Annotated in this window: 19 protein-coding genes; 7 read left to right on the top strand and 12 right to left on the bottom strand. The window is 69.2% G+C overall.

The window, feature by feature from the left end:
- Window positions 1-2: 2 nt before the first annotated feature.
- Both glcF and pcsA read left to right on the top strand, forming a co-directional pair.
- A complete protein-coding gene (gene glcF / locus DS837_RS22195; protein WP_149166734.1) occupies window positions 3-1,349 on the top strand; it encodes a glycolate oxidase subunit GlcF in 1,347 nt (448 codons plus the stop codon).
- 246 nt (window positions 1,350-1,595) lie between these two features.
- Window positions 1,596-2,333 (top strand): phosphatidylcholine synthase, encoded by a 738-nt coding sequence (pcsA, locus tag DS837_RS22200; protein ID WP_149166735.1) that lies wholly within the window; start codon window positions 1,596-1,598, stop codon window positions 2,331-2,333.
- A gap of 19 nt (window positions 2,334-2,352) precedes the next feature.
- Here pcsA and DS837_RS22205 read toward each other — a convergent pair whose 3' ends face one another.
- The 3 genes from DS837_RS22205 to DS837_RS22215 all read right to left on the bottom strand — a co-directional run bounded on the left by DS837_RS22205 (window position 2,353) and on the right by DS837_RS22215 (window position 5,344).
- Window positions 2,353-2,628, bottom strand: a complete 276-nt coding sequence (locus tag DS837_RS22205) for a hypothetical protein (RefSeq protein ID WP_149166736.1) — start codon at window positions 2,626-2,628, stop codon at window positions 2,353-2,355.
- 103 nt (window positions 2,629-2,731) lie between these two features.
- A complete protein-coding gene (locus DS837_RS22210; RefSeq protein ID WP_149166737.1) occupies window positions 2,732-3,409 on the bottom strand; it encodes a hypothetical protein in 678 nt (225 codons plus the stop codon).
- Between the two features lie 135 nt (window positions 3,410-3,544).
- Window positions 3,545-5,344 carry an acyl-CoA dehydrogenase gene (locus DS837_RS22215; protein ID WP_149166738.1) on the bottom strand — a complete coding sequence of 600 codons (1,800 nt, stop codon included), beginning with the start codon at window positions 5,342-5,344 and terminating at the stop codon, window positions 3,545-3,547.
- A gap of 252 nt (window positions 5,345-5,596) precedes the next feature.
- On the opposite strand from DS837_RS22215, the gene DS837_RS22220 reads away from it, so the two are divergent.
- Complete coding sequence (locus DS837_RS22220; protein WP_149166739.1) at window positions 5,597-6,637, top strand: lysozyme family protein; 1,041 nt, start codon at window positions 5,597-5,599, stop codon at window positions 6,635-6,637.
- A 16-nt stretch (window positions 6,638-6,653) separates the two neighbouring features.
- Here the strand turns inward: DS837_RS22220 and DS837_RS22225 are convergent, their stop codons facing one another.
- The 3 genes from DS837_RS22225 to DS837_RS22240 all read right to left on the bottom strand — a co-directional run bounded on the left by DS837_RS22225 (window position 6,654) and on the right by DS837_RS22240 (window position 10,029).
- Entirely contained in the window at window positions 6,654-7,319 is a 666-nt protein-coding gene (locus DS837_RS22225; protein ID WP_149166740.1) for a hypothetical protein, read from the bottom strand.
- Window positions 7,320-7,419: 100 nt separating this feature from the next.
- Window positions 7,420-8,856: an FAD-binding oxidoreductase gene (locus DS837_RS22230; protein WP_149166741.1), complete on the bottom strand. Its 1,437-nt coding sequence runs from the start codon at window positions 8,854-8,856 to the stop codon at window positions 7,420-7,422.
- 201 nt (window positions 8,857-9,057) lie between these two features.
- The gene (locus tag DS837_RS22240; RefSeq protein WP_149166743.1) at window positions 9,058-10,029 is read right to left on the bottom strand and encodes an L-threonylcarbamoyladenylate synthase; all 972 of its coding nucleotides are present in this window, start codon (window positions 10,027-10,029) and stop codon (window positions 9,058-9,060) included.
- 111 nt (window positions 10,030-10,140) lie between these two features.
- Between DS837_RS22240 and parA the strand changes: the two genes are divergently transcribed.
- Both parA and DS837_RS22250 read left to right on the top strand, forming a co-directional pair.
- Window positions 10,141-10,788: a ParA family partition ATPase gene (parA, locus tag DS837_RS22245; RefSeq protein WP_149166744.1), complete on the top strand. Its 648-nt coding sequence runs from the start codon at window positions 10,141-10,143 to the stop codon at window positions 10,786-10,788.
- Window positions 10,789-10,826: 38 nt separating this feature from the next.
- Window positions 10,827-11,822, top strand: coding sequence for a glycosyltransferase family 61 protein (locus DS837_RS22250; protein ID WP_149166745.1), 996 nt, complete (start codon window positions 10,827-10,829; stop codon window positions 11,820-11,822).
- A gap of 41 nt (window positions 11,823-11,863) precedes the next feature.
- Here DS837_RS22250 and bcp read toward each other — a convergent pair whose 3' ends face one another.
- Together bcp and DS837_RS22260 are read right to left on the bottom strand one after the other, a co-directional pair.
- The gene (gene bcp / locus DS837_RS22255; protein ID WP_145679081.1) at window positions 11,864-12,346 is read right to left on the bottom strand and encodes a thioredoxin-dependent thiol peroxidase; all 483 of its coding nucleotides are present in this window, start codon (window positions 12,344-12,346) and stop codon (window positions 11,864-11,866) included.
- Window positions 12,343-15,342 carry a bifunctional [glutamine synthetase] adenylyltransferase/[glutamine synthetase]-adenylyl-L-tyrosine phosphorylase gene (locus DS837_RS22260; RefSeq protein ID WP_149166746.1) on the bottom strand — a complete coding sequence of 1,000 codons (3,000 nt, stop codon included), beginning with the start codon at window positions 15,340-15,342 and terminating at the stop codon, window positions 12,343-12,345. Before DS837_RS22260 ends, bcp begins: the two co-directional genes overlap by 4 nt.
- A gap of 102 nt (window positions 15,343-15,444) precedes the next feature.
- On the opposite strand from DS837_RS22260, the gene DS837_RS22265 reads away from it, so the two are divergent.
- Window positions 15,445-19,092, top strand: a complete 3,648-nt coding sequence (locus DS837_RS22265) for a YhdP family protein (protein WP_149166747.1) — start codon at window positions 15,445-15,447, stop codon at window positions 19,090-19,092.
- A gap of 51 nt (window positions 19,093-19,143) precedes the next feature.
- On the opposite strand, the gene DS837_RS22270 is transcribed toward DS837_RS22265, so the two are convergent.
- Together DS837_RS22270 and tyrS are read right to left on the bottom strand one after the other, a co-directional pair.
- Window positions 19,144-20,742 carry a Calx-beta domain-containing protein gene (locus tag DS837_RS22270; RefSeq protein ID WP_149166748.1) on the bottom strand — a complete coding sequence of 533 codons (1,599 nt, stop codon included), beginning with the start codon at window positions 20,740-20,742 and terminating at the stop codon, window positions 19,144-19,146.
- 273 nt (window positions 20,743-21,015) lie between these two features.
- On the bottom strand, window positions 21,016-22,269 hold the full coding sequence (gene tyrS / locus DS837_RS22275; protein ID WP_149166749.1) for a tyrosine--tRNA ligase: 1,254 nt from the start codon (window positions 22,267-22,269) through the stop codon (window positions 21,016-21,018).
- A 106-nt stretch (window positions 22,270-22,375) separates the two neighbouring features.
- Here tyrS and DS837_RS22280 point away from each other — a divergent pair, with 106 nt between their 5' ends.
- The gene (locus DS837_RS22280; RefSeq protein WP_149166750.1) at window positions 22,376-23,440 is read left to right on the top strand and encodes an anhydro-N-acetylmuramic acid kinase; all 1,065 of its coding nucleotides are present in this window, start codon (window positions 22,376-22,378) and stop codon (window positions 23,438-23,440) included.
- Window positions 23,441-23,449: 9 nt separating this feature from the next.
- On the opposite strand, the gene DS837_RS32160 is transcribed toward DS837_RS22280, so the two are convergent.
- Both DS837_RS32160 and DS837_RS22285 read right to left on the bottom strand, forming a co-directional pair.
- A complete protein-coding gene (locus tag DS837_RS32160) occupies window positions 23,450-23,593 on the bottom strand; it encodes a hypothetical protein (protein ID WP_170295946.1) in 144 nt (47 codons plus the stop codon).
- A 5-nt stretch (window positions 23,594-23,598) separates the two neighbouring features.
- Window positions 23,599-24,261 (bottom strand): alpha/beta hydrolase, encoded by a 663-nt coding sequence (locus tag DS837_RS22285; RefSeq protein WP_014239834.1) that lies wholly within the window; start codon window positions 24,259-24,261, stop codon window positions 23,599-23,601.
- Window positions 24,262-24,359: the final 98 nt, after the last annotated feature.

The raw sequence follows: 24,359 nt of genomic DNA on the forward strand, positions 1-24,359 counted from the left end.
CCATGCAGACGAACTTCACGCTGACCCAGCTCGCCAACGCCGATTACCGGGATTCCGAGGCGATCCTGCGCAAGTGCGTCCATTGCGGCTTCTGCACGGCGACCTGCCCGACCTATGTCCTGCTGGGCGACGAGTTGGACAGCCCGCGCGGCCGCATCTACCAGATCAAGGACATGTTGGAGAAGGGCGGACCGCCCACCGAGCATCAGGTGAAGCACATCGACCGCTGCCTCTCCTGCCTGTCCTGCATGACGACCTGCCCGTCGGGCGTCAATTACATGCATCTGGTCGATCACGCCCGCGCCCATATCGAGGCGACCCACGCCCGCCCGCCCGCCGATCGCGCCATCCGCGACCTGCTGGCCCGCGTGCTGCCCAACCCACGGCTGTTCCGGCTGGCCCTGATCGCCGCCTGGTTCGGCAAGCCCTTCGCCGGGCTACTGCCGGGACGGCTTGGGGCGCTGCTGGCGCTGGCCCCGAAGTCGGTGCCGGGACCGAGCCACAGCGACCGTCCGGGCAGCCATGCTGCGGTGGGACCGCGCCGCAAGCGCGCCGCTTTGCTGGTCGGCTGCGCCCAGCAGGTGCTGGCCCCGCAGATCAACGAGGCGACCATCCGCCTGCTGAACCGCCAGGGGGTCGAGGTGGTGGTGGCCAAGGGGGCCGACTGTTGCGGCGCCCTGACCCATCATATGGGCAAGACCGACCTCAGCGACGCCGCGGCGCGGAAGACCATCGACGCCTGGATCGCCGAGATGGACGGGGAGGGGCTGGACGCCATCATCGTCAACACCTCGGGCTGCGGCACCACGGTGAAGAATTACGCCTTCCAGTTCCGCGAGGACGCGGAGTATGCGGCCAAGGCGCTGCGCGTGGCGGCCATCGCCCGCGACGTGACGGAGTTCCTGGCGGAGATCGGCCTGACCGCTCCGGTGATCGAGACCGGGCAGGCCATCGCCTACCACTCCGCCTGTTCGATGCAGCACGGCCAGCGCATCAAGGACCAGCCGCGCCATCTGCTGCGCAGCGCCGGCTTTCAGGTGAAGGAGATCCCGGAGGCGCACATCTGCTGCGGCTCCGCCGGCACCTACAACATGCTCCAGCCGGAGATCGCCATGCAGTTGCGCGACCGCAAGGTCCGCAACATCGAGAGCACGAAGGCCGCTGCCATCGCCGCCGGCAATCTCGGCTGCATCACCCAGATCGCCACCGGCACCGGGCTGCCGGTCGTTCACACGGTCGAGTTGCTGGATTGGGCGACCGGCGGGCCGAAGCCCGAGGCGCTGAGGGACAGCCCGACCTTCGCCGGTCCGGACCGCTCGTCCGGCGCGCCTGCGCGCGCGGCGGAGTAGGGAGCGGGTCCCCTCTCCCGTCCCGGGAGAGGGAAGGGACCCACGCGAAGCGTGGGAAGGGTGAGGGTGCTGGCAACGGGCTCGTGCGTGATCCTTGGATGGACCCTCACCCGGCGCCTTCGGCGCCACCCTCTCCCGGGGCGGGAGAGGGGTGCCCCGCGGTGCGGGACAATCTCCAACACCGACCCGCTTGGACTTTTCGCGGCGTATGGCTAGGTTGGCGCCAACGGGACGATGAGGCGCTCAGTGGACAGCGGGTTCAAGGACGACAGCGACAGCGGTTACGGGATCGGGCGGCGGCTGTCGGCCTGGGGGGTGCACGCCTTCACCGGCAGCGGCGTCGTGCTGGGGTTGCTGGCGCTGCTCGCCGCGGTCAACGGCGAGGCCAAGGCGTGCCTGGGCTGGCTGGGGCTGGCGCTGGTCGTCGACGGGGTGGACGGCACGCTGGCTCGCCGCGCCTCGGTGAAGGAGGTGCTGCCGGGCATCGACGGGTCGGCGCTCGACCTCGTGATCGACTATCTGACCTACGTCGTCGTTCCGGCGGTCTTCCTGTACCGCTTCGGCCTGCTGCCGGACGGGTTCGGCGTGGCGCTGGCCGCCTTCATCATGATGACCTCGCTCTACTGCTTCTCGAACACCGGAATGAAGAGCGGCGACAACTACTTCGTCGGCTTTCCGGCGATCTGGAACGTGGTCGCGCTCTATCTGTGGATTCTGGCGCTCGACCCGTGGATCAACACCGCCGTGGTGCTGGTCCTCGGCCTGCTGACCTTCACGACGGTCAAGTTCCTGCATCCCTTCCGGGTGCGCCGCTGGATGCGCCTGAATCTTCTGGTCAGCGGAGCGTGGCTCGCCTCCAGCGCGGCGCTGGTGGTCCTCTATCCGGACCGCCCCGACGCCGTCTGGTATGTCTGGCTGGCCAGCAGCGCCTATTACGCCGCGATCTGCCTGTGGCGGACGCTGCGCGGGCCGGTTGAGGCGTAAGGGCGCCTCAGAGCTTCCCTCAGGGCTTCTCGGGAGCGGTCTCGCGGTTGACGTCGTCCTTGGCGTCGCGGGCCTTCTGCTGGATGGCCGCGCCGGCGTCCTGCATCATGCGGCCGGCCTCGGCGCCGATGCCCTTGGCGGCCTCGCCCACGCGCTCCGCGGTCTGGTCCACCGCGCGCCCGATCTCCTGGCCGGTCCTCTCCGCCGACTGCTGGTCGTCGCAGGCGGCAAGCAGCGGCAGGGCCAGGAGCGGCAGGGCAAGGACGGCGGTGCGAATCCCGTTACGACGAGCCATGAACTGGTCTCCACAGTTGATCCATGGAGGCGTAACGGTTCACGGAGGCGTTTGGTGCCCGCCTTCCCCCGAAAGCGGGTCCTTCCTCAAAAGCGGCCCTCCATCAAAAGCGGTAGGAGGCGGTGATGGCGACCACCGGCCAGAAGCGGGCGGCGCGGATCGAATCCTCGACCTCGCGGCGCTGGTCCTCCAGAACGGCGGCGATGGCCGGCGTGGTCGCCGCGCCGGGGGCGCTCAGGCTGACCCGCGGCTTGCCCTGGAACAGCACGCCGAGATCCACGCCGACGCTGAAGTTCGGGCTGAACACCGTGCCATTGTAGCCGATGCCGGCATAAGGGGCGACGCGGTCGAAGGTCGCCTTGCCGGTCAGTTCCCCGGCCTGCTGCGGCGTGACCACCACCCCGCCGAAGCTGCGCGGGCCGGACAGGGTGCCGGTCAGGTCGGCCTTGTTGTAGTTGATCCGTGCGCCGCCGCTGATGCGGAAGCCGGTTCCGGCGACGGGATAGAGGTCCAGCACCGCCCCGAAAGAGCGCAGCTTCACATCCAGGTCATAATCGACGCCGGAAATGCCGCGGTCGGTGCTGAAGGTGAACATGTTGCCGCCCAGGCGCAGCCCGAACATCGGATTCACCCGATAGCCGGCCTCCAGCCCCAGGCCGAGCGTGCTGGCCTGCGCGCCGACATGGAAGGGGGACTCGGCCGGACCATTCAAGGTCTGGGCGGTCGCGGCGGAGGCTCCGGCAACGGCGAGGGCGAAGGCGAGAAGGGCGGCGGTGCGCATGCGGCGTTTCCCCTTGAGACGTCTCGATCGAACGGGGAACGCGGACCAACCGCAAAGGTTGCGGCCGGCGTGGGGCGCCGGCCGCGTTTCAACTGACTGTGACCAAACCGCCACGATGGTGGGGCATGGCCCCGTTCAGAACTGATCCTCGCTCAGCGCCATGACCGTGCGGTGGGCGGTCAGGATGGGCAGCAGCAGGCCCGGCCCCTGGGTCAGGATCTGCTCGGCGTAGAAGCGGGTGGTGACCAGCTTGGCCTCCAGGAAGGGCGCGTTGGCGCCGGGCTGGCGCAGCCCCTCCAGCGCCTTGGCGGCGGAGCGGGCGAGCATCCAGCCGCCGGCCACCGTGCCCCACAGCTTCAGGTAGTTCACGGCCCCCGCCGCCGCGGCGCGCAGGTCGCCGTCGGCTTGGGTCTTGACCACCCAGGCCACCGCCTGCTCCAGCGCGTCCAGACCGGCGGACAGGTTGGTCCGGATCGCCTCCATGTCGTCGCCGGGGATGCTCTCCAACTCCGCCACCGTGGCGCGCATCTCCGCGATGAAGGTCCGGGCCGACTCGCCGCCGTCGCGGCCGGTCTTGCGGAAGGTCAGGTCGTTGGCGTGGATGCCGTTGGTGCCCTCGTAGATCGGGGTGATGCGGGCATCGCGGTAATGCTGTGCGGCGCCGGTCTCCTCGATGAAGCCCATGCCGCCGTGGATCTGCACGCCGGTGGAGGCGACGTCGCAGCCGATGTCGGTGCTCCACGCCTTCACGATGGGGGTCAGGATGTCGACGCGGGCGGTCGCGGCGGCGCGCACCGCGGGATCCTCGTGGTGGCGGGACACGTCGAGCTGGGTGCCGGCGTAGAGCGCCAGCGCGCGGGCGGCCTCCGTCTTGGCGCGCATGTCCAGCAGCATCCGGCGCACGTCCGGGTGGCGGATGATGGCGACGCCGGAGCCCTTCGGGTCGGCCAGATCCTTGCTCTGCACGCGGCCCTTGGCGTAGTCGCGGGCCTGCTGGTAGGCGCGCTCGGCGATCGCCACGCCCTGGATGCCGACGCCGAGGCGGGCGTTGTTCATCATGGTGAACATGTATTCGATGCCGCGGTTCTCCTGGCCGACCAGGAAGCCGATGGCGCCGCCGTCGTCGCCGAAGGCCATGACCGCGGTGGGGCTGGCCATGATGCCCAGCTTGTGCTCCAGGCTGGCGCAGCGCAGGTCGTTGCGCGCGCCCGGCGTGCCGTCCGCGTTGGGCAGGAACTTCGGCACGATGAACAGGCTGATGCCCTTGATGCCCGGAGGCGCGTCGGGCAGGCGGGCCAGCACCAGATGGACGATGTTCTCCGTCAGATCATGCTCGCCGTAGGTGATGAAGATCTTCTGGCCGGTGATGCGGTAGGTCCCGTCCTCGGCCCGCACCGCGCGGGTGCGCACGGCGGCGAGGTCGGAGCCGGCCTGCGGCTCCGTCAGGTTCATGGTGCCGTTCCACGTGCCGGCGATCATCTTCGGCAGATAGAGCGCCTTCTGCTCGGCGCTGGCGTGCTCGGTCAGCAGATCGACGGCGCCCTGGGTCAGCAGGGGGCACAGGCCGAAGGACAGGTTGGACGCCTGCCACATCTCGTTCACCGCGAAGGCCACGGTCCAGGGCAGGCCCTGCCCGCCGTACTCCGGCTCGAAGGGAAGGCTGTTCCAGCCGCTCTCGGTGAACTGGCTGTAGGCGTCCTTCCAGCCGGTCGGCGTGCGGACCACGCCGTTCTCCAGCACCGAGCCTTCCTTGTCGCCGACCCGGTTCAGCGGGGCGAGCACGCCGGAGGCGAACTTGCCGGCTTCCTCCAGCACGGCGTCCACCAGATCGGGGGCCGCCGAATCGCAGTTCGGAAGCGCGGCGACCGTTTCGAGGCCGACCACCTCGTTGAGGACAAAGCGGAGGTCATCGACCGGAGCGGTGTAGGGAATCATGGATGGAGCGGCCTCCCGTGACCCGATTGTGCGTGCGTTTCTGCGTGCCCGATTGCGCGTGAACACGCCTTGGGCGGTTTACGTGCGCGTCACCATACCGTACCGAATGGTGCATGGCGAGCCTCACCGTCGGACAGGAATATTGGCATCTGGGTTGCGGTGCGAACAGCGCGGCTGCGACGCAGGAGGGGGGGCCGGACTTGGCATCGCGGTTGCAAGAGTGAGGCAGCACCGCTCACAGGGGTTCCTCCCATGACCATCGCCTCCGCCCTTGCCCGTCAGGCCGAATCCGCCGTCCAGGCCGCGAAGACCACCCGCGGGCCGGAGAATGTCGAGGCGGCGGTCCGCAACGCCAGCGCCAAGACCGGGGTCGATTTTTCCTACCTCATGGAAAAAGCTGCCGTGGAGAGCGGGTATCGGACGGACGTGAAGTCCTCCTCCTCCTCGGCGACCGGGCTCTACCAGTTCATCGACAGCACGTGGCTGGCGACGATGCGCGACCATGGGGCGGACCACGGCTACGCCAAATACGCCAACGCGATCCAGACGCGCGGCGACGGGCGCCCCTACGTCACCGATCCCGACCTGAAGCGCGAGATCCTGGACCTGCGCAAGGACCCCAACGCCTCGGCCCTGATGGCCGCGGAATACACCCGCGACAACAAGGAGTATCTGGAGGACACGGTCAAAGGGAAGGTCGGGTCCACCGAACTCTACATGGCGCATTTCCTCGGGGCGGGCGGGGCGTCGAAGTTCCTGAACGCCATGCAGGACAACCCCAACCGCGCCGCCAAGGAGCTGTTCCCCGACGCCGCCTCGGCCAACAAGGCGGTGTTCTTCGACAAGGACACCGGCCGGGCCAAGTCGCTGAAGGACATCTACGACCGCTTCGCGACGAAGTTCGCGGAGTCGCCCAACGCCGACTTCGCCCCGGCCCAGACCGCCATCGACCGGGTGCGCCGGCAGGACATGCCGGACGGCTTCACGACCCAGGTGCCCAGCATGCCGCAGAAGGCGCTGAACGGCACGCCGCTGTCGATCTACCACGTGCTGGCGCTGAACGCGCTGGAGACGCCGGACGAGGTCGACAGCATCTCCGGCAGGCCCGCCCGCGGCCGCCGCCCGGACGGCGAGGACAAGGACAACCGCCGCATGCGCGACCAGCCGGTCCGCACGGATCAGAACGAGCACACCGGGCTTGGCCTCGGGCTGGGCCTGTCCAAGGTGGTCGGCCAGGGGACGACGGCTGGGACTGCGGCTGGGGCTGCGGAAACGACGGCAGCGGCGGCCTGATCGGCTGAACGTCGGGCTATTCGTCCTTGAGGCGGTCGCGGGCCTCCGCCGCGATGGCTGCGAACACGCGGCGGTCGCCGGGCAGCAGCGCGTCGGCGGTCAGTCGGCGGTGAGGCTCGAACCGCAACCCCGCCCGCTGCGCCGCTGCGGCGCTTCCCCAGAAGGCCGGCGGCCGATGGCTCAAGCCCGCCGCATGGCGCGGTTCGCGCAGCCGCACCTCCCGCAGCACATTGGTCAGGTCGAAATCGATCAGGACCCGCCGCCCGGAGGGGCCGGTCAGGCGAATCCAGGCGTGGAAGGGGAAGGCTTCCGCCTCCTGCCGCCGTTGCGCCGGGTCGGGGGGACGAACGTCGGCGGGCGCCGCCGGGTAGCCGAGCCAGCGCGCCCGGCCGTGGGCCTCGGAGTTGCGGAACGCCACGCGGCCCAGCGCGACCTCCGTTTCCCCGTGGCCCAGAGCCTCCAGCAGCATCGCCCCGGCGAAGGCGTAATACTGGCAGCCGCCCAACCGATGGGTGTGGACCAGATCGCGGTGAAGCGGATGGGCGGTCACGGCCTCATGCACCGCCTGCCGGATGCGCTCTCGCTCCGGCGGCAGGGCGCATCTGGTGGACGTGCCGTCCACCGGTGCCGTTTCGGCCTCGCCAAGCATCAGGCGCATCCACGCCGACATCGCGAGAAGCATCGCCGCCTCCGTTCCGCGGTTTCGACCGACTCCTACGAACAGGCCGGAACCGCGAAAGGTCGCACGGGGCGGGCAGAGCATCTCTTTAGGGCAGCGCTCCTTACGGCAGCATCTTGCCGGGGTTCAGCAGGCCCTTGGGGTCGAGCGCCGCCTTCATGGCGCGCAGCAGGTCGAACTCGACCGGGCTCTTGATGACCGGCATCTCGTCCTTCTTGAAGCGGCCCACGCCATGCTCGGCGGAAATGGAGCCGTCCAGGTCGAAGATGACCTCGTTCACCACGTGGCAGATCTCGTCCCAGCGGGCGAGATAGGCCGCGGTGTCGGCGCCCTCCGGCTGGCTGAGGTTGAAGTGGATGTTGCCGTCGCCGACGTGGCCGAAGGGGGTCGGGCGGATGCCGGGGCAGGCCGCGGCCACGGCGGCCTCGGCGCGCTCGATGAACTCGGCGACGCGCGACACCGGGACCGACACGTCGTTCTTGATCGAGCCGCCCTCGAACTTCTGCGCCTCCACGATGGCCTCGCGGATGAACCAGAGCTGGTTGGCCTGGGTTTCCGACTGGGCGATGGTGGCGTCGGTGGCCAGTTCCGCCTCGAAAGCTTCGCCCAGCGCCGCCTCGACCGTCTCGCGGAAGGCGTCGGACTGGGTGCCGGCGGTCAGCTCGGTCAGCACGTACCAGGGCGACGGCTCCGCCAGCGGGTCGATGGTGCCGGCGACGTGCTTCAGCGCGAACTCCAGGCAGCGGCGCGACATCAGCTCGAAGGCGGCCACGGCGTCGCCCGACGCCTCGCGCAGGCGGGCCAGCAGTTCGATGGCGGCGGCGGGGCTGGGCACGGCGATGAAGGCCGTCACCGCCTGGCGCGGGCGCGGGTAGAGCTTGAGCACCGCGGCGGTGACGATGCCCAGCGTGCCCTCCGCCCCGATGAACAGGTGCTTCAGGTCGTAGCCGGTGTTGTTCTTGCGCAAGGACCGCAGGCCGTTCCAGATCCGTCCGTCGGCCAGCACGACCTCGAGACCCAGCACGAGATCGCGCATGTTGCCGTAGCGCAGCACGTTGATGCCGCCGGCGTTGGTGGAGATCAGCCCGCCGATCTGGCAGGTGCCCTCCGCCCCCAGGCTCATCGGCAGCAGGCGGTCCTTGTCCTTCGCGGCCTCCTGCGCGGTCTTCAGCACGACGCCGGCCTCCACCGTCATGGTGTAGTTCAGCGTGTCGATGCCGCGGATCTTGTTCATCCGCGACAGGCTGATGACGATCTCGCGCCCTTCTTCGTAGGGGATGGAGCCGCCGACGAGGCTGGTGTTGCCGCCCTGCGGGACGACCGGGATGCCGGCCTCGGCGCAGATCTTCACGACCGCCGCGACCTCCTCGGTGCTGGCCGGGCGGACCACCGCCGGGCTGTTGCCCTTGAAGCGCCCGCGCCATTCCGACAGGTAGGGGGCCATGTCCTCCGGCGCGGTGAGAAGGCCGTTCGGGCCGACGATGGCGCGGATCTGGTCGAGGGCGGCGGCGAGGCTGGCGGCAGGGCTGGCGGAGGTCATGGGCGGAGCGTCCGAGGCTGGTGAAGCGCGGTGCCCCCTCCCTAACCCTCCCCCGCTGCGCGGGAGAGGGGACTGCCGCCGTCTTTGCAAATCGGCCCTCTCCCGCACAGCGGGGGAGGGAGGGACCCGCGCAGCGGGAGGGTGGGGGCAAACCGCAAAACTTCTACCGCCTTGCGCATCGGGATTCCACCCCCCGCTCCATCATCCCCGCGGGGCGGCGGCCCGCCGCAGCCGGTCGTTGATGGCCACCCCCAGCCCCTCGTCGGGGATCGGCATCACCGCGATGGCACGGGTTCTCTCCTGATCCAGCGCGCGGAGATGGGCGAACAGGTTCGCCGCCGCTTCGTTCAGGTCGCCCTGGAGGCTCAGGTTCAGGCGGGCCTTGCCGCCGCGGATGAAGCGGTCGGGGCCGAAGGTCAGGAACGCCTCGTCGTCCTCGGCGCTGGTGGCGTTCAGCCGCACCGGGGCGTTGGGGGCGTAATGGCTTTCCAGCTGGCCGGGCGACTTCGGGGCGTCCGGGTTGCCGGCGGAAACCTGGATGGGACCGATCAGCCGCTCGATCTCCTCGCGCAGCACCGCGCCGGGGCGCAGCAGCACGGGCGTCTCGCCGGTCAGGTCGAGCACGGTGGATTCCACCCCGACCTGGCACTTGCCCCCGGCCACCACCATGCTCACCCGGTCGCCCAGGCTTTCGATGACGTGGTGGGGGGCGGTCGGGCTGACCGCGCCGGAGCGGTTGGCGCTGGGCGCGGCGATCGGCTTGCCGGCGGCCTTCAGAACCGCCTGTGCCACCGGATGGCCGGGCACGCGCACCGCCACGCTGTCCAGTCCGGCGGACACCAGAAGCGACAGCCCGGCCTCCGGGCGGCGGGGCAGGACCAGCGTCAGCGGGCCGGGCCAGAACTGGTGGGCCAGCTCCACCGCGCGCTCGTCGAGCACGGCGATGGCCTCGGCCGACTCCAGGTCCGGCACATGGGCGATCAGCGGGTTGAACTGCGGACGGCCCTTGGCGGCGAAGATCGCGGCCACGGCCCGGTCGTCGGTGGCGTCCCCGCCGAGGCCGTAGACGGTCTCGGTCGGGAAGGCGACCAGTTCGCCGTTGCGCAGGGCCTCGCCGGCGCGGGCGAGGCCGGCGGGCGTGGCGGGGATGATGTCGGGATGCTTGTCGGTCACGGGGCGATTTGTAAAGCGTGGGAGGATGAAGTCAATTCGCGCGGTTGCGCCGGCTCTGTCCAAGCCTTATGACGGGTGTGCGCGATAAACAACCAAATGATGGGTGTGGGCATGGCGGGCAAGGTCTTCACCGTGGCTCAGCAGAAGGGCGGGGCCGGCAAGACCACCCTGGTGGCTCACCTCGCCATTGCCTGGATGCAGCTTGGCCGGTCGGTCGCCACGGTGGACATCGACCCGCAGGGCAGCCTGACCCGCTGGCACGAGGTGCGGGCCGGAGCCACGGGCGGGCAGCCCGGCTTCACCCATGTCCAGATCACCGGCTGGCGCACCCAGACCGAGGTGGAGAAGCTGGCCCGCGACCACGACATCGTGCTGATCGACAGCCCGCCCCATGCCCAGACGGAGGCGCGCATCGCCGTGCGCGCCGCCAGCCTCGTCATCGCCCCGGTGCAGCCCAGCCCGATGGACCTGTGGGCGGTGCAGCCGACGCTGGACCTCGCCGCGCAGGAGAAGCGCCGGCTGCTGCTGGTGCTGAACCGCGTGCCGCCGCGCGCCCGCATCGCCGACGAGCTGATCGCGCGGGTGCGCGAACTCGTGAACCCGCCGGCTGTGGACCTCGCGGACTCGCAGATCGGCAACCGCACCGCCTACGCCGGGACCCTGCTGTCCGGCCTGTCGGTGACCGAAGCGGCGCGCAAGACCCAGGCGGCGGCGGAGATGCAGGCGTTGGCCGAGGAAATCCTGCGCCGGGCGGCATAAGTCCGGGGGGCTTGTATGGACACCGGCATGGGGGCCTCATGGACGGCACAATTCAGAGCGTCGATCTCGTCGGGCATCTGACGGCCAACCCGCATCTTGGCCGCATCCTGCGGGGGGGCGATGACAACCCGGTCGCGGCTGTCTTCGACCGCTGCGTTCTGAACAATCACCTGATGTTCCCGGTGACGCCGGATCTGCGCTGCTTCCGGCGGGACTTCGGCATGTTCCATGAGATGGCCTACGGGATGGTGGGGCAGGCCCCCTCGCCGGTCTTTCTCCAGGCGCTCGCCGAGCCCGAGCCGCCCGGCAAGTATCTGGCGATGGGCGGCAGCGACAATTATTTCCATTGGTGCCTGGATTACCTGCCGCGTCTGGTCTTCGGCATGCTCGCCCCGGACGGTGCGGAGCGGCGGGTCGTCATGGATGGGACGCCCAACCCATGGCAGGCGGCCTCGTTGCGCCTTTTCATGACCGGGCTGAAGCTGGACGCGCTGGACCTCCACGTCAGCCGCAGTGATTGGAGCAGCTATCCCGATTGCCTCGTGCCGCTGCCGTTGCGGTCGCAAGCGGTGGCGATCTGGAGCGTGGTCCTGAACCACGCCCGTGACGTCCTGCCGACGCCATCCGGTGCGAAGCGGTTGTTCGTTCTGCGAAAGAACACCACCAAGCGCTTCGCCGTGAACCAGGACGAGGTGGCCGACGCGCTGGAGCCGCTGGGCTTCCTCGCCGTCGATCCGGGAAGCCTCACGTTCGAGGAACAGATCGCCCTGTTCAGCGGGGCGGAGCTGGTCGTCGGCTGCCACGGGGCAGCCTTGACCAACATCCTGTTCGCTCCGGCGGGCGCGACCCTGATCGAACTTCGTGGCCGCGTTCTGCAACCCTTCTTTGGAAATCTCGCCGCCCAGCGGGGGATGCGTTATCTCGATCTCGCCTGTCCGGAACGGCCCGACAGCCATCATGACATCATCGAGCGGGACTACGTCGTTCCGCTCGCCGCGCTGCGCGAATGCCTTGCCGGGGTCGGCGTCCGCTGAAGCGGCGGGGGATGATGTCTCCCCACCGCATCGCGAAACGATCACAGCGCCTGCAACGCCTTCAGCACCGCCGCCACATGGCCGGTGACCTTGACCTTGCGCCAGACGTTGCGGACGATGCCGTCCTTGTCGATCAGGAAAGTCGCGCGCTCCAAGCCCATGTACTTGCGGCCGTACATGCTCTTCTCGACCCAGACGCCGTAGGCTTCGGCGACGCCGGTTTCCTTGTCGGAGGCCAGCGTGAAGGGCAGCTCGTACTTCGCCTTGAACTTGTCGTGGCTGGCCACGCTGTCCTTGGACACGCCGATGATGACGGCGTCGAGCCCGCTGAAGTCCGGAAGCTGGTCGCGGAAGCCGCAGGCCTCCGACGTGCAGCCGGAGGTGTCGTCCTTCGGGTAGAAGTACAGGATCACCGGCTTGCCCCGCAGGGCGGACAGCGTGACGCTGCCGCCGCCGTCGGTCGGCATGGTGAAGTCCGGGGCCGGGGTGCCGGCCTCGATGGCGGGCGTCTGGGTGTCACTCATGGGAGTTTGGCTTCTTCGTTGGTCTCTGGGGGAGGCAGCCTTGACGCCGGCTCCTCGACCAGCGCCACGAAATGGCGATGGGCGCGGGCGGCGATGTCCCGGATTCTGCTGTCGAGCGCGGCGAAGTCAACCGCCGGCTCCTCGTCCGGGAAGGCGGCGCGGGACAGGCCCTCCCGCAGCGTGGGCGAGACCTGCCGGGGATCGAGCACGCCCTCGGTGGTCAGCCGCAGGAAGCCCTGCACGCGGCGCCACAGCTTCAGCGTCGACACCAACTCCTCCGCCACCTCCGGCGCCAGCAGCCCGGCCGCGGCCGCGTTGAGCAGGGCGCGGCTGGTGGCGATGGACAGGATGTCCGGATGCGCGTGGCCGTGGCGGAGCTGGAGATACTGGGCCGTGAACTCGATGTCGATAAGGCCGCCGCGGGCGTATTTGACGTTCCACGGGTTGGGGGTGCCGAACTCCTTGTCGATGCGGCGGCGCATGTCGGCGACGTCCCGCAGCACCTTGGCCGGGTCGCGCGGGCCGGTCAGCACACCGCGGATCGCCGACTCGACCTTGCGGGCCAGAGCCGGGTCGCCCCCGATGACGCGGGCGCGGGTCAGGGCCATGTGTTCCCACGTCCAGGCGTCCTTGGTCTGATAGGCGGTGAAGGCGTCCAGCGCGGTGGCGAGCGGCCCGGCGTTGCCCGACGGGCGCAGCCGCATGTCCACCTCGTACAGCCGCCCGTCGGCCATCGGGGCGGTGATGGCGTTGGTCAGGCGTTGCGTCAACTTGATGTAATACTCGTTGGGCGCCAGCGGCTTGGCCCCGTCCGACTGGCGGGTGCCCGGCGGCACCTCGTAGACCACGATCAGGTCGATGTCGGAGGTGATGGTGAGCTGCCGGCTGCCCAGCTTGCCCATCGCCACCACCACCCAGGCGCCGCCGGCGATGCGGCCGTGGCGGGCGGCGAACTCCTCCTCCACGCGGGCGGCCAGCTCCGGCACCACCACGTCGGCCAGATCGGCGAGGAAGGGGCCGCAGCGGTCGCCGTCGGTGATGCCGCGCAGGATGTGCGCCCCGGCGCGGAAGCGCTGGTCGTTGGTCCAGCGCCGCGACAGGGTCAGCACGTCCTCGAAATTGTGCGCCCCGGCGATGAAGCGCTGGTACTCCGGCGTCAGCCCCGCCGCGTCGGGCAGCGGGTCGAAGAAGTCGGGCGACAGCACGGCGTCGAGCAGCGACGGGTTGCGCGACAGCGTCTCGGCCAGCTGCGGCGCCGTGCCCATGATCTCCGCGACCAGGGCGAGCAGCCAGGGGTTGGCGATGAACAGCGAGAACAGCCCGACCCCCGCCGGCAGCCGTTCCAGGAAGCTGTCGAACTTGACCAGCGCGTCGTCCGGGGCAGGGGTCTTGGCCAGCTCGTTCAGCATGGCCGGCACCAGCTCGGTCAGAAGCTCCCGCGCGCGGCCCGAGCGGGTGGAGCGGTAGCGCCCGCGGTGCCAGGTGGAGACCACGGCGATGACCCGGCTGGGGTCGCGGTAGCCCATGCCGGCCAGCGTCTTCACCGTGCCGGGGTCGTCGTCGGTGCCGGTGAAGACGAGGTTGCCGGGGCCGGACAGCGACGGCGCCTCCTCGAACAACTCGGCGTAGCGGTCCTCCACCCGGCCGAGCTGGGCCAGCAGGTCGGTGCGGAAGTCCTCCACCCGCCCGTAGCCGAGGAAGGTCGCGAGATGCGCCACCCCCTCGTCGTCCGCCGGGATCTGGTGGGTCTGGCGGTCGTCGGTCATCTGGATGCGGTGCTCGACCCGGCGCAGGAAGCGGTAGGCCTCCTCCAGCTCCTCCACCGCCGCCTCCGGCACGCGGCCGACCGCGCACAGCGCCTTGTTCGCCAGCAGGGTGGGGGCGATGCGCACGCGGATGTCGCGCCCGCCGAAGATCAGCTGCTGGGTCTGGGCGAAGAACTCGATCTCGCGGATTCCGCCACGGCCGACCTTGATGTCGTGGCCGTTCACCGTCACTTCACGATGGCCCTTGTGGGCGTTGATCTGACGCTTGATGGAATGGATGTCCTGGATGGCCGCGAAGTCGAGGTGGCGCCGCCACACGAACGGTTCGAGGAAACGCAGGAAATGCGCCCCGGCCTCGGGATCGCCGGCGATGGGGCGGGCCTTGATCATGGCCGCGCGCTCCCAGTTCTGCCCGACGCTGCCGTAGTAAATTTCGGCCGCCGAGACCGACACCGCCAGCGGCGTGGCCCCCGGATCGGGGCGCAGCCGCAGATCTGTACGGAAGACGTAGCCGTCCTTGGTCCGTTCATCCATAATGCGGACAAGATCGCGCGCGATACGAATGAACGTGCGGGCGAGGTTGTCCGGCTGGGGCGTTTGAACGACGGCATCGTCGTACAGGACGATCAGGTCGATATCGCTGGAATAGTTGAGTTCGCGCGCACCAAGTTTGCCCATGCCAAGCACGATCAGGCCCGACCCGACCCATGGCCGCTGCGGTTCCGGCAGCGTCAGCGTCCCCGCCTCCGCGGCGCGGCGCAGCAGGTGGTTTGCCGCCATCCGAACCGACGTTTCGGCGATGTCGGACAGCGCGCCGGTGACGGCCTCCAGCTCCCACGCGCCGGTGATGTCGGCGATCGCGATCAGCAGCGCCGCCCGCCGCTTGGCGACGCGCAGGGCGGTCATCAGCCGGTCGATGTTGCGCTCCTCCGCGCAGTCCGCCTCCAGCCGGCGCAGCAGGGCCGCGAAGGCGGCGTCGTACCCCTGCGTCACCATCTCGCGGACGAAGGGCAGTTCGCGCGTCAGGATCTGGCCGAGATACGGGCTGTTGCCGCACACCGCGTCGATCAGCGCCCGCCCCTCGGCCGAATCGGCGTATGCCTCGGCCCAGGCGCGCAAGGCGCCTTCGTCGCCGTCGTTGTCTGCGGCGTTCGCCGCCTCGGCGCGCCAGCGCTCCAGGCCGCGTTCGGCGAGGGCGGTGTCGAAGGGTTTCGGCAGCGTGGTGGTCATGGTCGCGGCTATCCCTGCACAAGAACTGAGCAGGAAGGTGCGCGGTCGCGCGGGTCCGGTCAACTGTGACAACACGCGGGCATCGTCGCCGGGACACCGTCCGTGATCCGGCGCACCGCGAAGCTTCTCGCCTGGACCACCGCGGGCGCGGTCGTCGTCGTCGGCGTTGCGGGCGGGCTGTTCGCCTGGCGGCTGGCCCAGGGGCCGATCGCGCTCGACCCGCTGACACCCTATGTGGAGAAGGCGCTGAGCGACCCGCAGGGCCGCTACCGCGTCGATGTCGGCCAGCTCGTCCTGTCCTGGGTGGACGAGGAGGAGAGCGACGGTCTGACCCGGCTGGACCTGCGCGCCATCGACGTGCATGCGGTCAACGCCGAGGGGGACGAGCTTGCGGCGGTGCCGGAGCTGGGCGTCGGCTTCTCGGTGCGCGCGCTGTTCCAGGGCAAGCTGTCGCCGACCCGGCTCGACCTCGTGCGGCCGCGCCTCCAGGTGGTGCGCCGGGCCGACGGCAGCCTGGATTTCGACGTGCGCTCGCTTCCGTCTCCCGGCGAGCCGGAGAAGGAGGAGCCGGCCGGAAGCCCCGATTTCGCGGGGGAGATCGTCGCCACCCTGATGCAGCCCCCGGACATCGCCCGTCCGCTGGGCCTGCTGCGGCGGCTGACCATCATCGGCGCCGACCTGACGGTGACGAACCGGATGCTGGGGCTCTCCTGGCACGCCAACCGCGCCGACATCGTGCTGACCCGCGACGGGACGGAGATCGTCGGCGGGGCGCAGCTTCTGCTCGACCTCGACGGGCGGACGGCGGCGGTGGAGGCGTCGGGCGTCCATCGCATGGCCGACGCGGAAACCGCGCTGTCCACCCGCTTCGAAGGCCTGCAGCCGGCGGCGCTGGCCAAGATCGGCCCGCTGCTGGCGCCGCTGTCGGCGGTGACCGTGCCGCTGGGCGGGCGCATCGACGCGACCCTGGACTCGCGGTTCGAGCCGGTGCGCTTCAGCTTCGACCTGCAGGGCGGCGCGGGGGAGGTCAGCCTGCCCGCGCTGCGGCCCGACCCTTACCGCGTCGACCGCCTGCGGCTGCGCGGCGGGCTGGACGTGCCGGGCCGGCGGGCGGAGCTGGAGCGGCTGGACCTCGCGTTCGACGGAATGGCGATGGCCGGGCGGGGCGACCTGCGGGAGCAGGGCGGGCAGCGCAGCGGCAGCCTGCGGCTCGACCTGACGGCGGGTGGCGAGCGGGCCTCGCTCGACCTCGACGGCACGCAGGTCCCTGACAAGGGCGCGTCGGTCGCCGCAACGCTCGACGGGCTGGTGCCCGCCGCGCTGGCCGGGCTCGCTCCGGCCTTGGCGCCGCTCGCCGCGGCGCAGCTTCCCCTGTCCGGCACGGCCAGCCTGGAGCTGGACCCCGACGGGCAGCCGCGCAGCGGGCGGGCGGCGCTGACGGCCGGCACCGGGCGAGTCGTCCGGCCGGACCTGTTCCCGGAACCGCTGCCCGTCGCCTCCGCCGCCCTGACGGTGGCCGGGGACCGTGCCTCGGGCCAATTGGGGTTGGGCCGGCTGGATGTGGAGCGGCTGACGGTCGACCTCGGCGGACCGACTGTGGAGGGAACGGCGCAGGCCACCATCGCCCAACTCGGCACGCCGGACGCCCGCCTGTCGGTGGAGGCCGCCGTGACGGCCAAGCGGGTGCCGGCGGACGAGCTGCCCCGGCTGTGGCCGCTGGGGGTGGGGAAGAACCCGCGGGAGTGGGTGACCGAAAACCTGTCGCACGGCGTCGTGCCGGAGGCGACGGCCACCGTCCAAGCCAGCGGGCCGCTGTCCGACCTTGCGGCGATCGACGTGACGCATTTCCAGGCCGGCATCCAGGCCGAGGACATGACGGTCGACTATTTCCACCCGCTGCCCAAGGTCACCGGGTTGGGGGCGGATGTGTCAACCGACGGCAAGACCTTCACCATCCACACCAAGGGCGGCCGCATCGACGACGTACAGCTCGGCGAGGGCACGATCGTCATCGGCGGTCTGGACACCGGCAAGGAGACCATGGACATCCGCGTCCCGGTCCGCGGGCCGGTGCGTACCATCCTGACGGTTCTCGACAGCCCACCGCTGGGCTATCCCAGCCGCCTCGACCTCGACCCGAAGCGGACGCAGGGGCAGGCCGACGCGCAGCTCCACTTCCAGTTCCCGCTGCTGGTTGACTTGAAGGTGGAGCAGCTGAACCTCGACGTCGCGGCCAAGCTGCGCGGCGTCGGGGTGGAGAAGGTGGCCGCCGGGCTGACCGCGACCGAGGGCGACCTGACGCTGGCGCTCGACATGAACGCCATGACGGTCAAGGGCAACACCAAGCTGGACGGCATCCCCGTCACCATCGACTGGAAGGAGCAGTTCACCTCCACCGCCAAGGGGCCGCGCACCCGCATCGCCGTGAAGGGCGACGTGGACGCCCAGGACCTGCGCAGCCACGGCATCGACCTCGGCGAGCATGTGGCGGGGCCGCTGGGGGCGGACGTGCTGTTCACCGTGGACCAGCGCCGCCGCTTCGGGCTGACCGCCGGTCTGAACCTGGAAAAGACCCACCTGCGCATCGACGAGCTGGGCTGGGAGAAGAAGCCCGGTGTTCCCGGCACCGGCAAGCTGGCGCTGGAGTTTCAGAAGGACCGGGTGACCCGCATCACCGGCCTGTCCGTCGATGCCGGGGGCCTGCGCGCCCAGGCGGTCGTTGATCTCGCGCCGCAGACCATGGCCGTCACCAAGGTGGCGGTCGGGCAGATGTCGGTCGGTCAGACCGACCTGAAGGCCGACGTGACGGTGCATGACGGCGGCAAGAACGGCTATTCCGGGACCATCACGGGCCAGAGCCTGGACGCCCGCGTGCTGGCCGGCAAGGCCGACCCGCCGGGAGGCAAGAAGCAGGGACCGCCCGACAAGAAGCCGCTGCCGCTCGATTTCGACCTGAAGCTGAATCGCGTCGTCTTCGGGGATGGCCGTCATCTGTCCGACGTGGTCGGGCGGATCAAGCGCGACAGCCTGTCCTGGACGGCGCTCGACGTGACGGCGAAGGCGGGGCGCGACGGGACGGTGTCCTTGCGCTACCTGCCGGGTGCCCAGGGCTTCTACGACGTGGCCATTTCGGCCAACGACGCCGGCGCGACCTTCCACGCGCTCGACATCAACGACCGGGTGCAGGGCGGCGCCTTGGCGATCACCGGCCGCACGGTGGAGCCGCGGGCCGACGCCGCCATCGAAGGGCGGATGGAGCTGACCGACTACGCGCTGGTCGACCCACCGGTGCTGGCCCGCATCCTGAATTCCATTTCCCCGTCCGGCTTCGCCGAGCTGATGGGTGGCGGCAAGGGCATCCGCTTCGGGCGGGCGGTCAGCGACTACCGCAAGGAGGGGCGCCTGCTCACCGTGAAGGACCTGCGCACCTCCGGCTCCGCGCTCGGCCTGACCCTGTCGGGGGAGGTGGACATCGAGACGGACACCGCCAACCTGCGCGGCACCATCGTGCCCATCTACGGGCTGAACCGTCTGCTCGGCCAGATCCCGCTGCTGGGCGACGCGCTGAGCGGCGGCGAGGGGCAGGGCATCTTCAGCGCCACCTGGCACGTCCGCGGCCCACTGGGCGACCCGGACGTGACGGTGAACCCGCTCGCCATGCTGGCGCCGGGCTTCCTGCGCAACCTGTTCTTCCTGGGCGAGGGCGGCGATGGCAAGGAAGCGCCCTCGCCGGGGACCTTCGTGAAGTAGCGGGGCGGTATGAAGGGAGCCCCGTCTGCGGCCGGGGCTCTGGGAGAGGGGTCAGGAGAGTGTGAAGGCGAGATAGCTCGCGTCACCGACCTGCCCGGTCATGGCGACGACCGCAGCCGGGGATTTGGCGGAAATGGTTATGCTCATATCGATGCTGCCATTGGCATCGAGGTCGATGTGTGCCGTGGCGCCCTTGTACCCCTCGGCTCCGGACATTTCGGCCCAGGTCAGCTTGGACGTGCCCTCTTTCCAACCCCAACAGGTGACCAACTCCCCTTTTTCGAGGTCGGTCACCGTGGACCAGGTAACTCCGCCGCTCCGCCCGTCCACGAAAAATGTGTCCAAACCCGCGCCGCCGGTGAGAAAATTCGAGCCGAGACCGCCATCCAGCACGTCGTCCCCTTTGCCGCCGTCGATCGCATCGTCTCCACCCAGCGTGTTGACGAAATCGGCGAGGTCGGTGCCGCGCATGGCTTCGTTGGTGTCGCTCCCGGTGTGCATGTTCTGAAGCCACGACACGGGCCCGGAGTATCGCTGCATCTCGACGTCGCGGCTTACGCCGTCAGAGACGATTGCAAGGCGGCGTGTCGGTTCGATGTCGTCGTTGATGATCGTGCCGATGGCGCTCGCCGTCGCGATGGGCGCGTATCGCAGGTTCGTCAGCGTGACGCCGAAGGTCTCGTTGCCCTCGACGGTGGAATCGCCGGAAACGTTGATGGTGATGACCTTGCGGGTTTCACCGGGAGCGAAACTGACCGTGTCGGACGGCAGTGTGCCGCCGAAGTCGGCGGCATCCGCCGGGCTCGCCCCGGTCCCGGTCACCGCATAGCTGGCGGTCGAATTGCCCTCGATGTTTCCGGCGCGGGTGACCTCGAAGGTGTAGGCGGTCGAGCCGCTGCTGCCTTCCGCTTTCGTCGCATCCAGCGCGGCGATGGAGAGCGTGGTGTCGTCGTTGCGGATGGTCCCGGTTGCCGTGGTGGTGCCGAGAGCAACGCCGTTCGGGTTGGACAGGGTTATCGTGAAGGTTTCGTCCGGCTCCACCGTGGTGTCGCCGGAAACCTCCACCGCGAACATCCGCGTCTTCTCCCAGCCCTGGAAGGTAACGGTGCCGGACGGCAGCGTACCGCCGAAGTCGGCGGCATCCGCCGGGTTCGCCCCGGTTCCTGTTAATGCCCAGTCAACCGAAGTCACCTTCCCCGTGCTGCTCGATAGATCAATTGAATAGTAAAAATATCTTTTGCCGCTATCGCCTTCTACAAGCTCAACGTTAAATGCTGCGATCGATGCGGATGCATCGTCATTTCCGATTGTCATATTAACTTTATTCAAGAACTCATATTCGCTCAGGGTTTCGCCAATCGGATCATAGAATATAACGTTAAAATCTTCGCTCGGCTCAATTATTTCATCATCTTGAAATGTAATGTAGAGTATTGCGGTCTGACTCGGCCCAAAGTCAAGTGTTCCGCTTGGGAATGTTCCGCCAAAATCATCGGCATCAGCTGGATTAATGCCAGCACCCTCGATTCTCCACTTTACGGAGGCAGGTGAGGATGGGTTTCCATCACGACTGAGTCCGATGTAGGACTTGTTGTAAAGCTCCCGTCCTCCCTCGCTGCCTCTTTGAACAAACTGAACCCGAATCGTCATGACACCCCCCAATCAAAGTTCTGAAAGTAGAGCATTGACAATTCTAGGCTGTCAATAAACTGCGGAGCCCGGCTTTGAGGAGAAGTTGGGTCTAGTGTTCAATCGGTGGTGTTCCCGGAGTTGTATCGACCTTCCCGGCCCTCTCCGAGTTTGGATGGGACGCGGCCGGTGGATGGATGTCAGATGGACGCTTCCATTGCTCCGGCGGCGGCACCCGCCACGTGGCGTTCCTCTCCGGGGTGAGAGGGGGCGTCACGTGGCGGGTGCGGTGCCTCACACCGCCTTGACCAGCGCGTGACGCTTCTTGCCGGCGCTCAGCTTGATGACGCCGTCGGCGTTCAGGTCGGCGGCGGTGGCCTTGGCGGCCTCGTCGGGGATGGCGGCGTCGTTCATCTTCGCGCCGGCGCCCTTGATCAGGCGGCGCGCCTCACCCTTCGACGCGGCCAGCCCGGCGGAGACCAGCAGATCCACCAGCGCGACGCCGGCCTCAAGCTCGGCGCGGGGCACGTCGATGCTGGGCAGGCCTTCGGCGGCGGCGCCCTGCTCGAAGGTGCGGCGGGCGGTCTCGGCAGCCTCCAGGGCGGCCGCCTCGCCGTGGGCGAGCTTGGTCACCTCGTGGGCGAGGATCTTCTTGGCCTCGTTGATGCCGGCGCCCTCCAGGGACTCCAGCCGCGCCACCTCGTCCAGCGGCAGCTCGGTGTAGAGGCGCAGGAAGCGGCCGACGTCGGCGTCCTCGGTGTTTCGCCAATACTGCCAGAAATCATAGGCGCTGAGCTTGTCAGCGGTCAGCCACACCGCGCCGGCGGCGGTCTTGCCCATCTTGGCGCCCGACGACGTGGTCAGCAGCGGGGTGGTCAGGCCGAACAGCTCCGCCCCGTCGGTGCGGCGGCCCAGCTCGACGCCGTTGATGATGTTGCCCCACTGGTCCGACCCGCCCATCTGGAGCATGCACTTCTCGCGACGGAACAGCTCCACGAAATCATAGGCCTGGAGAATCATGTAGTTGAATTCCAGGAAGGTCAGCGGCTGCTCGCGGTCCAGCCGCAGCTTGACCGATTCGAAGGTCATCATGCGGTTGATCGTGAAGTGCCGCCCGATGTCGCGCAGCAGCGGGATGTATTTCAGCTCGTCCAGCCAGTCGGCGTTGTTGACCATCACCGCGTCGGTCGGCCCGTCGCCGAAGGACAGGTAGCGCCCGAAGATGCGCTTGATGCCCGCCATGTTGGCGTTGATGATCTCGTCGGTGAGGAGCTGGCGCGCCTCGTCCTTGCCCGACGGGTCGCCGATCTTGGTCGTGCCGCCGCCCATCAGGACGATCGGCTTGTGGCCGGTCTTCTGCAGCCAGCGCAGCATCATGATCGGCAGCAGGCTGCCCACATGCAGGCTGTCCGCTGTGCAGTCGAAGCCGATGTAGGCGATGATCGGCCCCTTCGCCGCGCGCTCGTCGAGCCCGGCGAGGTCGGTGCACTGGTGGATGAAGCCGCGTTCCTGCAGCGTGCGGAGGAAATCCGATGTCAGCGTCGTCATGGCCGCGATCCGGCTGTCGTGGTAGGGTCCAGGGTCGCGTCTGTTAGCATGGAACGCGCGGCCCCACAATTCTCGGGGCTGCCTCGACATGGGATTGGGATAAGGAATGCAGACGGTCGTCGGGCTGATGAGCGGCACCTCCATGGACGGGATCGACGCGGCGCTGGTCCGCACCGACGGCGAACGCCGGGTGGAGCCGCTGGCCTTCGTCACCATCCCGTACGCGGACGGCTTCCGCACCGACCTGCGCTCCTGCCTCGGCGGCAAGGGGCCGGTGGAGGCGGTCGAGCGGGCCCTGACCGACGCCCACGCCGACGCCGTGCGCCGCCTGCTGGCCGAGGCCGGGACGGAGGCCGCCGCGGTGGACCTGATCGGCTTCCACGGCCAGACGATTTTCCACGACCCGGCGCAGCGCCGCACCTGGCAGATCGGCGATGGGGCGCGGCTGGCGCAGGCGACCGGCATCGCCGTGGTCAACGACTTCCGCACGGCGGACGTGGCGGCGGGCGGGCAGGGCGCCCCGCTGGTCCCGCTGTTCCACCAAGCGCTGGCCGACGCCCTGCCGCGCCCCTTGGCCGTGCTGAACATCGGCGGCGTCGCCAACGTCACCTGGATCGGCGCGGGGGAGGACGCGGTCATCGCCTGCGACACCGGGCCGGGCAACGCGCTGGTGGACGATTGGGTGCTGTCCGGCCAGGGCGCCCGCTACGATTCCGGCGGGGCGCTGGCGGCGCGGGGCAACGTGGACGAGGCCGCGTTGACGGCGCTGCTTGCCCATCCCTATTTCGAGCAGCCGGCGCCGAAGTCGCTCGACCGCGACGCCTTCGACCCGGCGCCCGTCCGTGGCTTGTCCTTGGAGGATGGAGCGGCGACCCTGACCGCCTTCACCGCCGCCTCGGTCGCCCGCATCGTCCCGCATCTGCCCGACGCGCCGCTGCGCTGGCTGGTCTGCGGCGGCGGTCGGCACAACGCGACGCTGATGGGCATGCTGGCCGACCGGCTGGGCGTGCCCGTCGATCCGGTGGAGGCGGTGGGCTGGAACGGCGACGCGCTGGAGGCCGAAGCCTTCGCCTATCTGGCGGTGCGCAGCCGCAAGGGCCTGCCGCTCAGCCTGCCGGCCACGACCGGCGTGCCCCGGCCGATGACCGGCGGGCGCTTCCACCCGGTGTGACGCCGGAGGTTACGGGCGCGGGCGGCTGTTGTCGGTGCAGTTGTCGGCGTGCTTGCACCAGTTCCCGAAGGTGCTGGCGATTTGGGCGTTGCTGCAGCCGGACAGCAGGAACGCGGCGACGCCGGTAATGATGGCGAGGCGAAGGATGGTCATGGCCCTCACTCCGCCACCGCGGCGACGGGGTTGCCCATCGCGCGGTCCAGATAATCGTCCACCTGCACCGCCAGATCGTCGCTGCGGTTGGCGAAGAAATGGTTGGCGCCGGGCACGACGCGGTGATCGATCCGGATGTCCTTCTGGTGCGACAGCTTGGTCACCAGCTTGTTCACCGCCGCCCCCGGAACCAGCTCGTCCTTGTCGCCGTGGATGATCAGGCCTGAGGAGGGGCAGGGCGCCAGGAAGGAGAAGTCGAACAGGTTGGCCGGCGGCGAGACGGACACGAAGCCGTCGATCTCCGGGCGGCGCATCAGGAGCTGCATGCCGATCCACGCCCCGAAGGAGACCCCGGCGATCCAGCAGACCGGGGCGTTGGGGTTGTGGGTCTGCAGCCAGTCCAGCGCCGCCGCCGCGTCGGCCAGTTCGCCCTCGCCCTTGTCATAGGTGCCCTGGCTGCGGCCGACCCCGCGGAAATTGAAGCGCAGGGCGGAGTAGCCGCGCTTCGTGAAGGACTGGAACAGGGTGAAGACCACCTTGTTGTTCATGGTCCCGTTGTGATGCGGGTGCGGATGCAGCAGCAAGGCCATCGGCGCGTTGGGGATCGTGCCGTGGGTGTAGCGCCCTTCCAGACGTCCGGCCGGACCGTTGATCATCACTTCAGGCATGGGAACGGCGATCCTGACGCGAATATAAGGTGATCCGGACCACCGGCGGAGCGGCGGGCGGACGCCACGGCAAGCGGACGTGGTTGCCCATGGACAAG

This window comes from Azospirillum brasilense, assembly GCF_008365405.1.
Taxonomy (GTDB): domain Bacteria; phylum Pseudomonadota; class Alphaproteobacteria; order Azospirillales; family Azospirillaceae; genus Azospirillum; species Azospirillum brasilense_D.

Bases quoted from the DNA above. Each gene is read 5' to 3' on its own strand.
- glcF (WP_149166734.1), top strand. From the start codon at position 3: ATGCAGACGAACTTCACGCTGACCCAGCTCGCCAACGCCGATTACCGG.
- DS837_RS22205 (WP_149166736.1), bottom strand. From the start codon at position 2,628: ATGGCTCGTCGTAACGGGATTCGCACCGCCGTCCTTGCCCTGCCGCTC.
- DS837_RS22210 (WP_149166737.1), bottom strand. From the start codon at position 3,409: ATGCGCACCGCCGCCCTTCTCGCCTTCGCCCTCGCCGTTGCCGGAGCC.
- DS837_RS22215 (WP_149166738.1), bottom strand. From the start codon at position 5,344: ATGATTCCCTACACCGCTCCGGTCGATGACCTCCGCTTTGTCCTCAAC.
- DS837_RS22220 (WP_149166739.1), top strand. From the start codon at position 5,597: ATGACCATCGCCTCCGCCCTTGCCCGTCAGGCCGAATCCGCCGTCCAG.
- DS837_RS22225 (WP_149166740.1), bottom strand. From the start codon at position 7,319: ATGCTTCTCGCGATGTCGGCGTGGATGCGCCTGATGCTTGGCGAGGCC.
- DS837_RS22230 (WP_149166741.1), bottom strand. From the start codon at position 8,856: ATGACCTCCGCCAGCCCTGCCGCCAGCCTCGCCGCCGCCCTCGACCAG.
- parA (WP_149166744.1), top strand. From the start codon at position 10,141: ATGGCGGGCAAGGTCTTCACCGTGGCTCAGCAGAAGGGCGGGGCCGGC.
- DS837_RS22250 (WP_149166745.1), top strand. From the start codon at position 10,827: ATGGACGGCACAATTCAGAGCGTCGATCTCGTCGGGCATCTGACGGCC.
- bcp (WP_145679081.1), bottom strand. From the start codon at position 12,346: ATGAGTGACACCCAGACGCCCGCCATCGAGGCCGGCACCCCGGCCCCG.
- DS837_RS22260 (WP_149166746.1), bottom strand. From the start codon at position 15,342: ATGACCACCACGCTGCCGAAACCCTTCGACACCGCCCTCGCCGAACGC.
- DS837_RS22270 (WP_149166748.1), bottom strand. From the start codon at position 20,742: ATGACGATTCGGGTTCAGTTTGTTCAAAGAGGCAGCGAGGGAGGACGG.
- tyrS (WP_149166749.1), bottom strand. From the start codon at position 22,269: ATGACGACGCTGACATCGGATTTCCTCCGCACGCTGCAGGAACGCGGC.
- DS837_RS22280 (WP_149166750.1), top strand. From the start codon at position 22,376: ATGCAGACGGTCGTCGGGCTGATGAGCGGCACCTCCATGGACGGGATC.
- DS837_RS32160 (WP_170295946.1), bottom strand. From the start codon at position 23,593: ATGACCATCCTTCGCCTCGCCATCATTACCGGCGTCGCCGCGTTCCTG.
- DS837_RS22285 (WP_014239834.1), bottom strand. From the start codon at position 24,261: ATGCCTGAAGTGATGATCAACGGTCCGGCCGGACGTCTGGAAGGGCGC.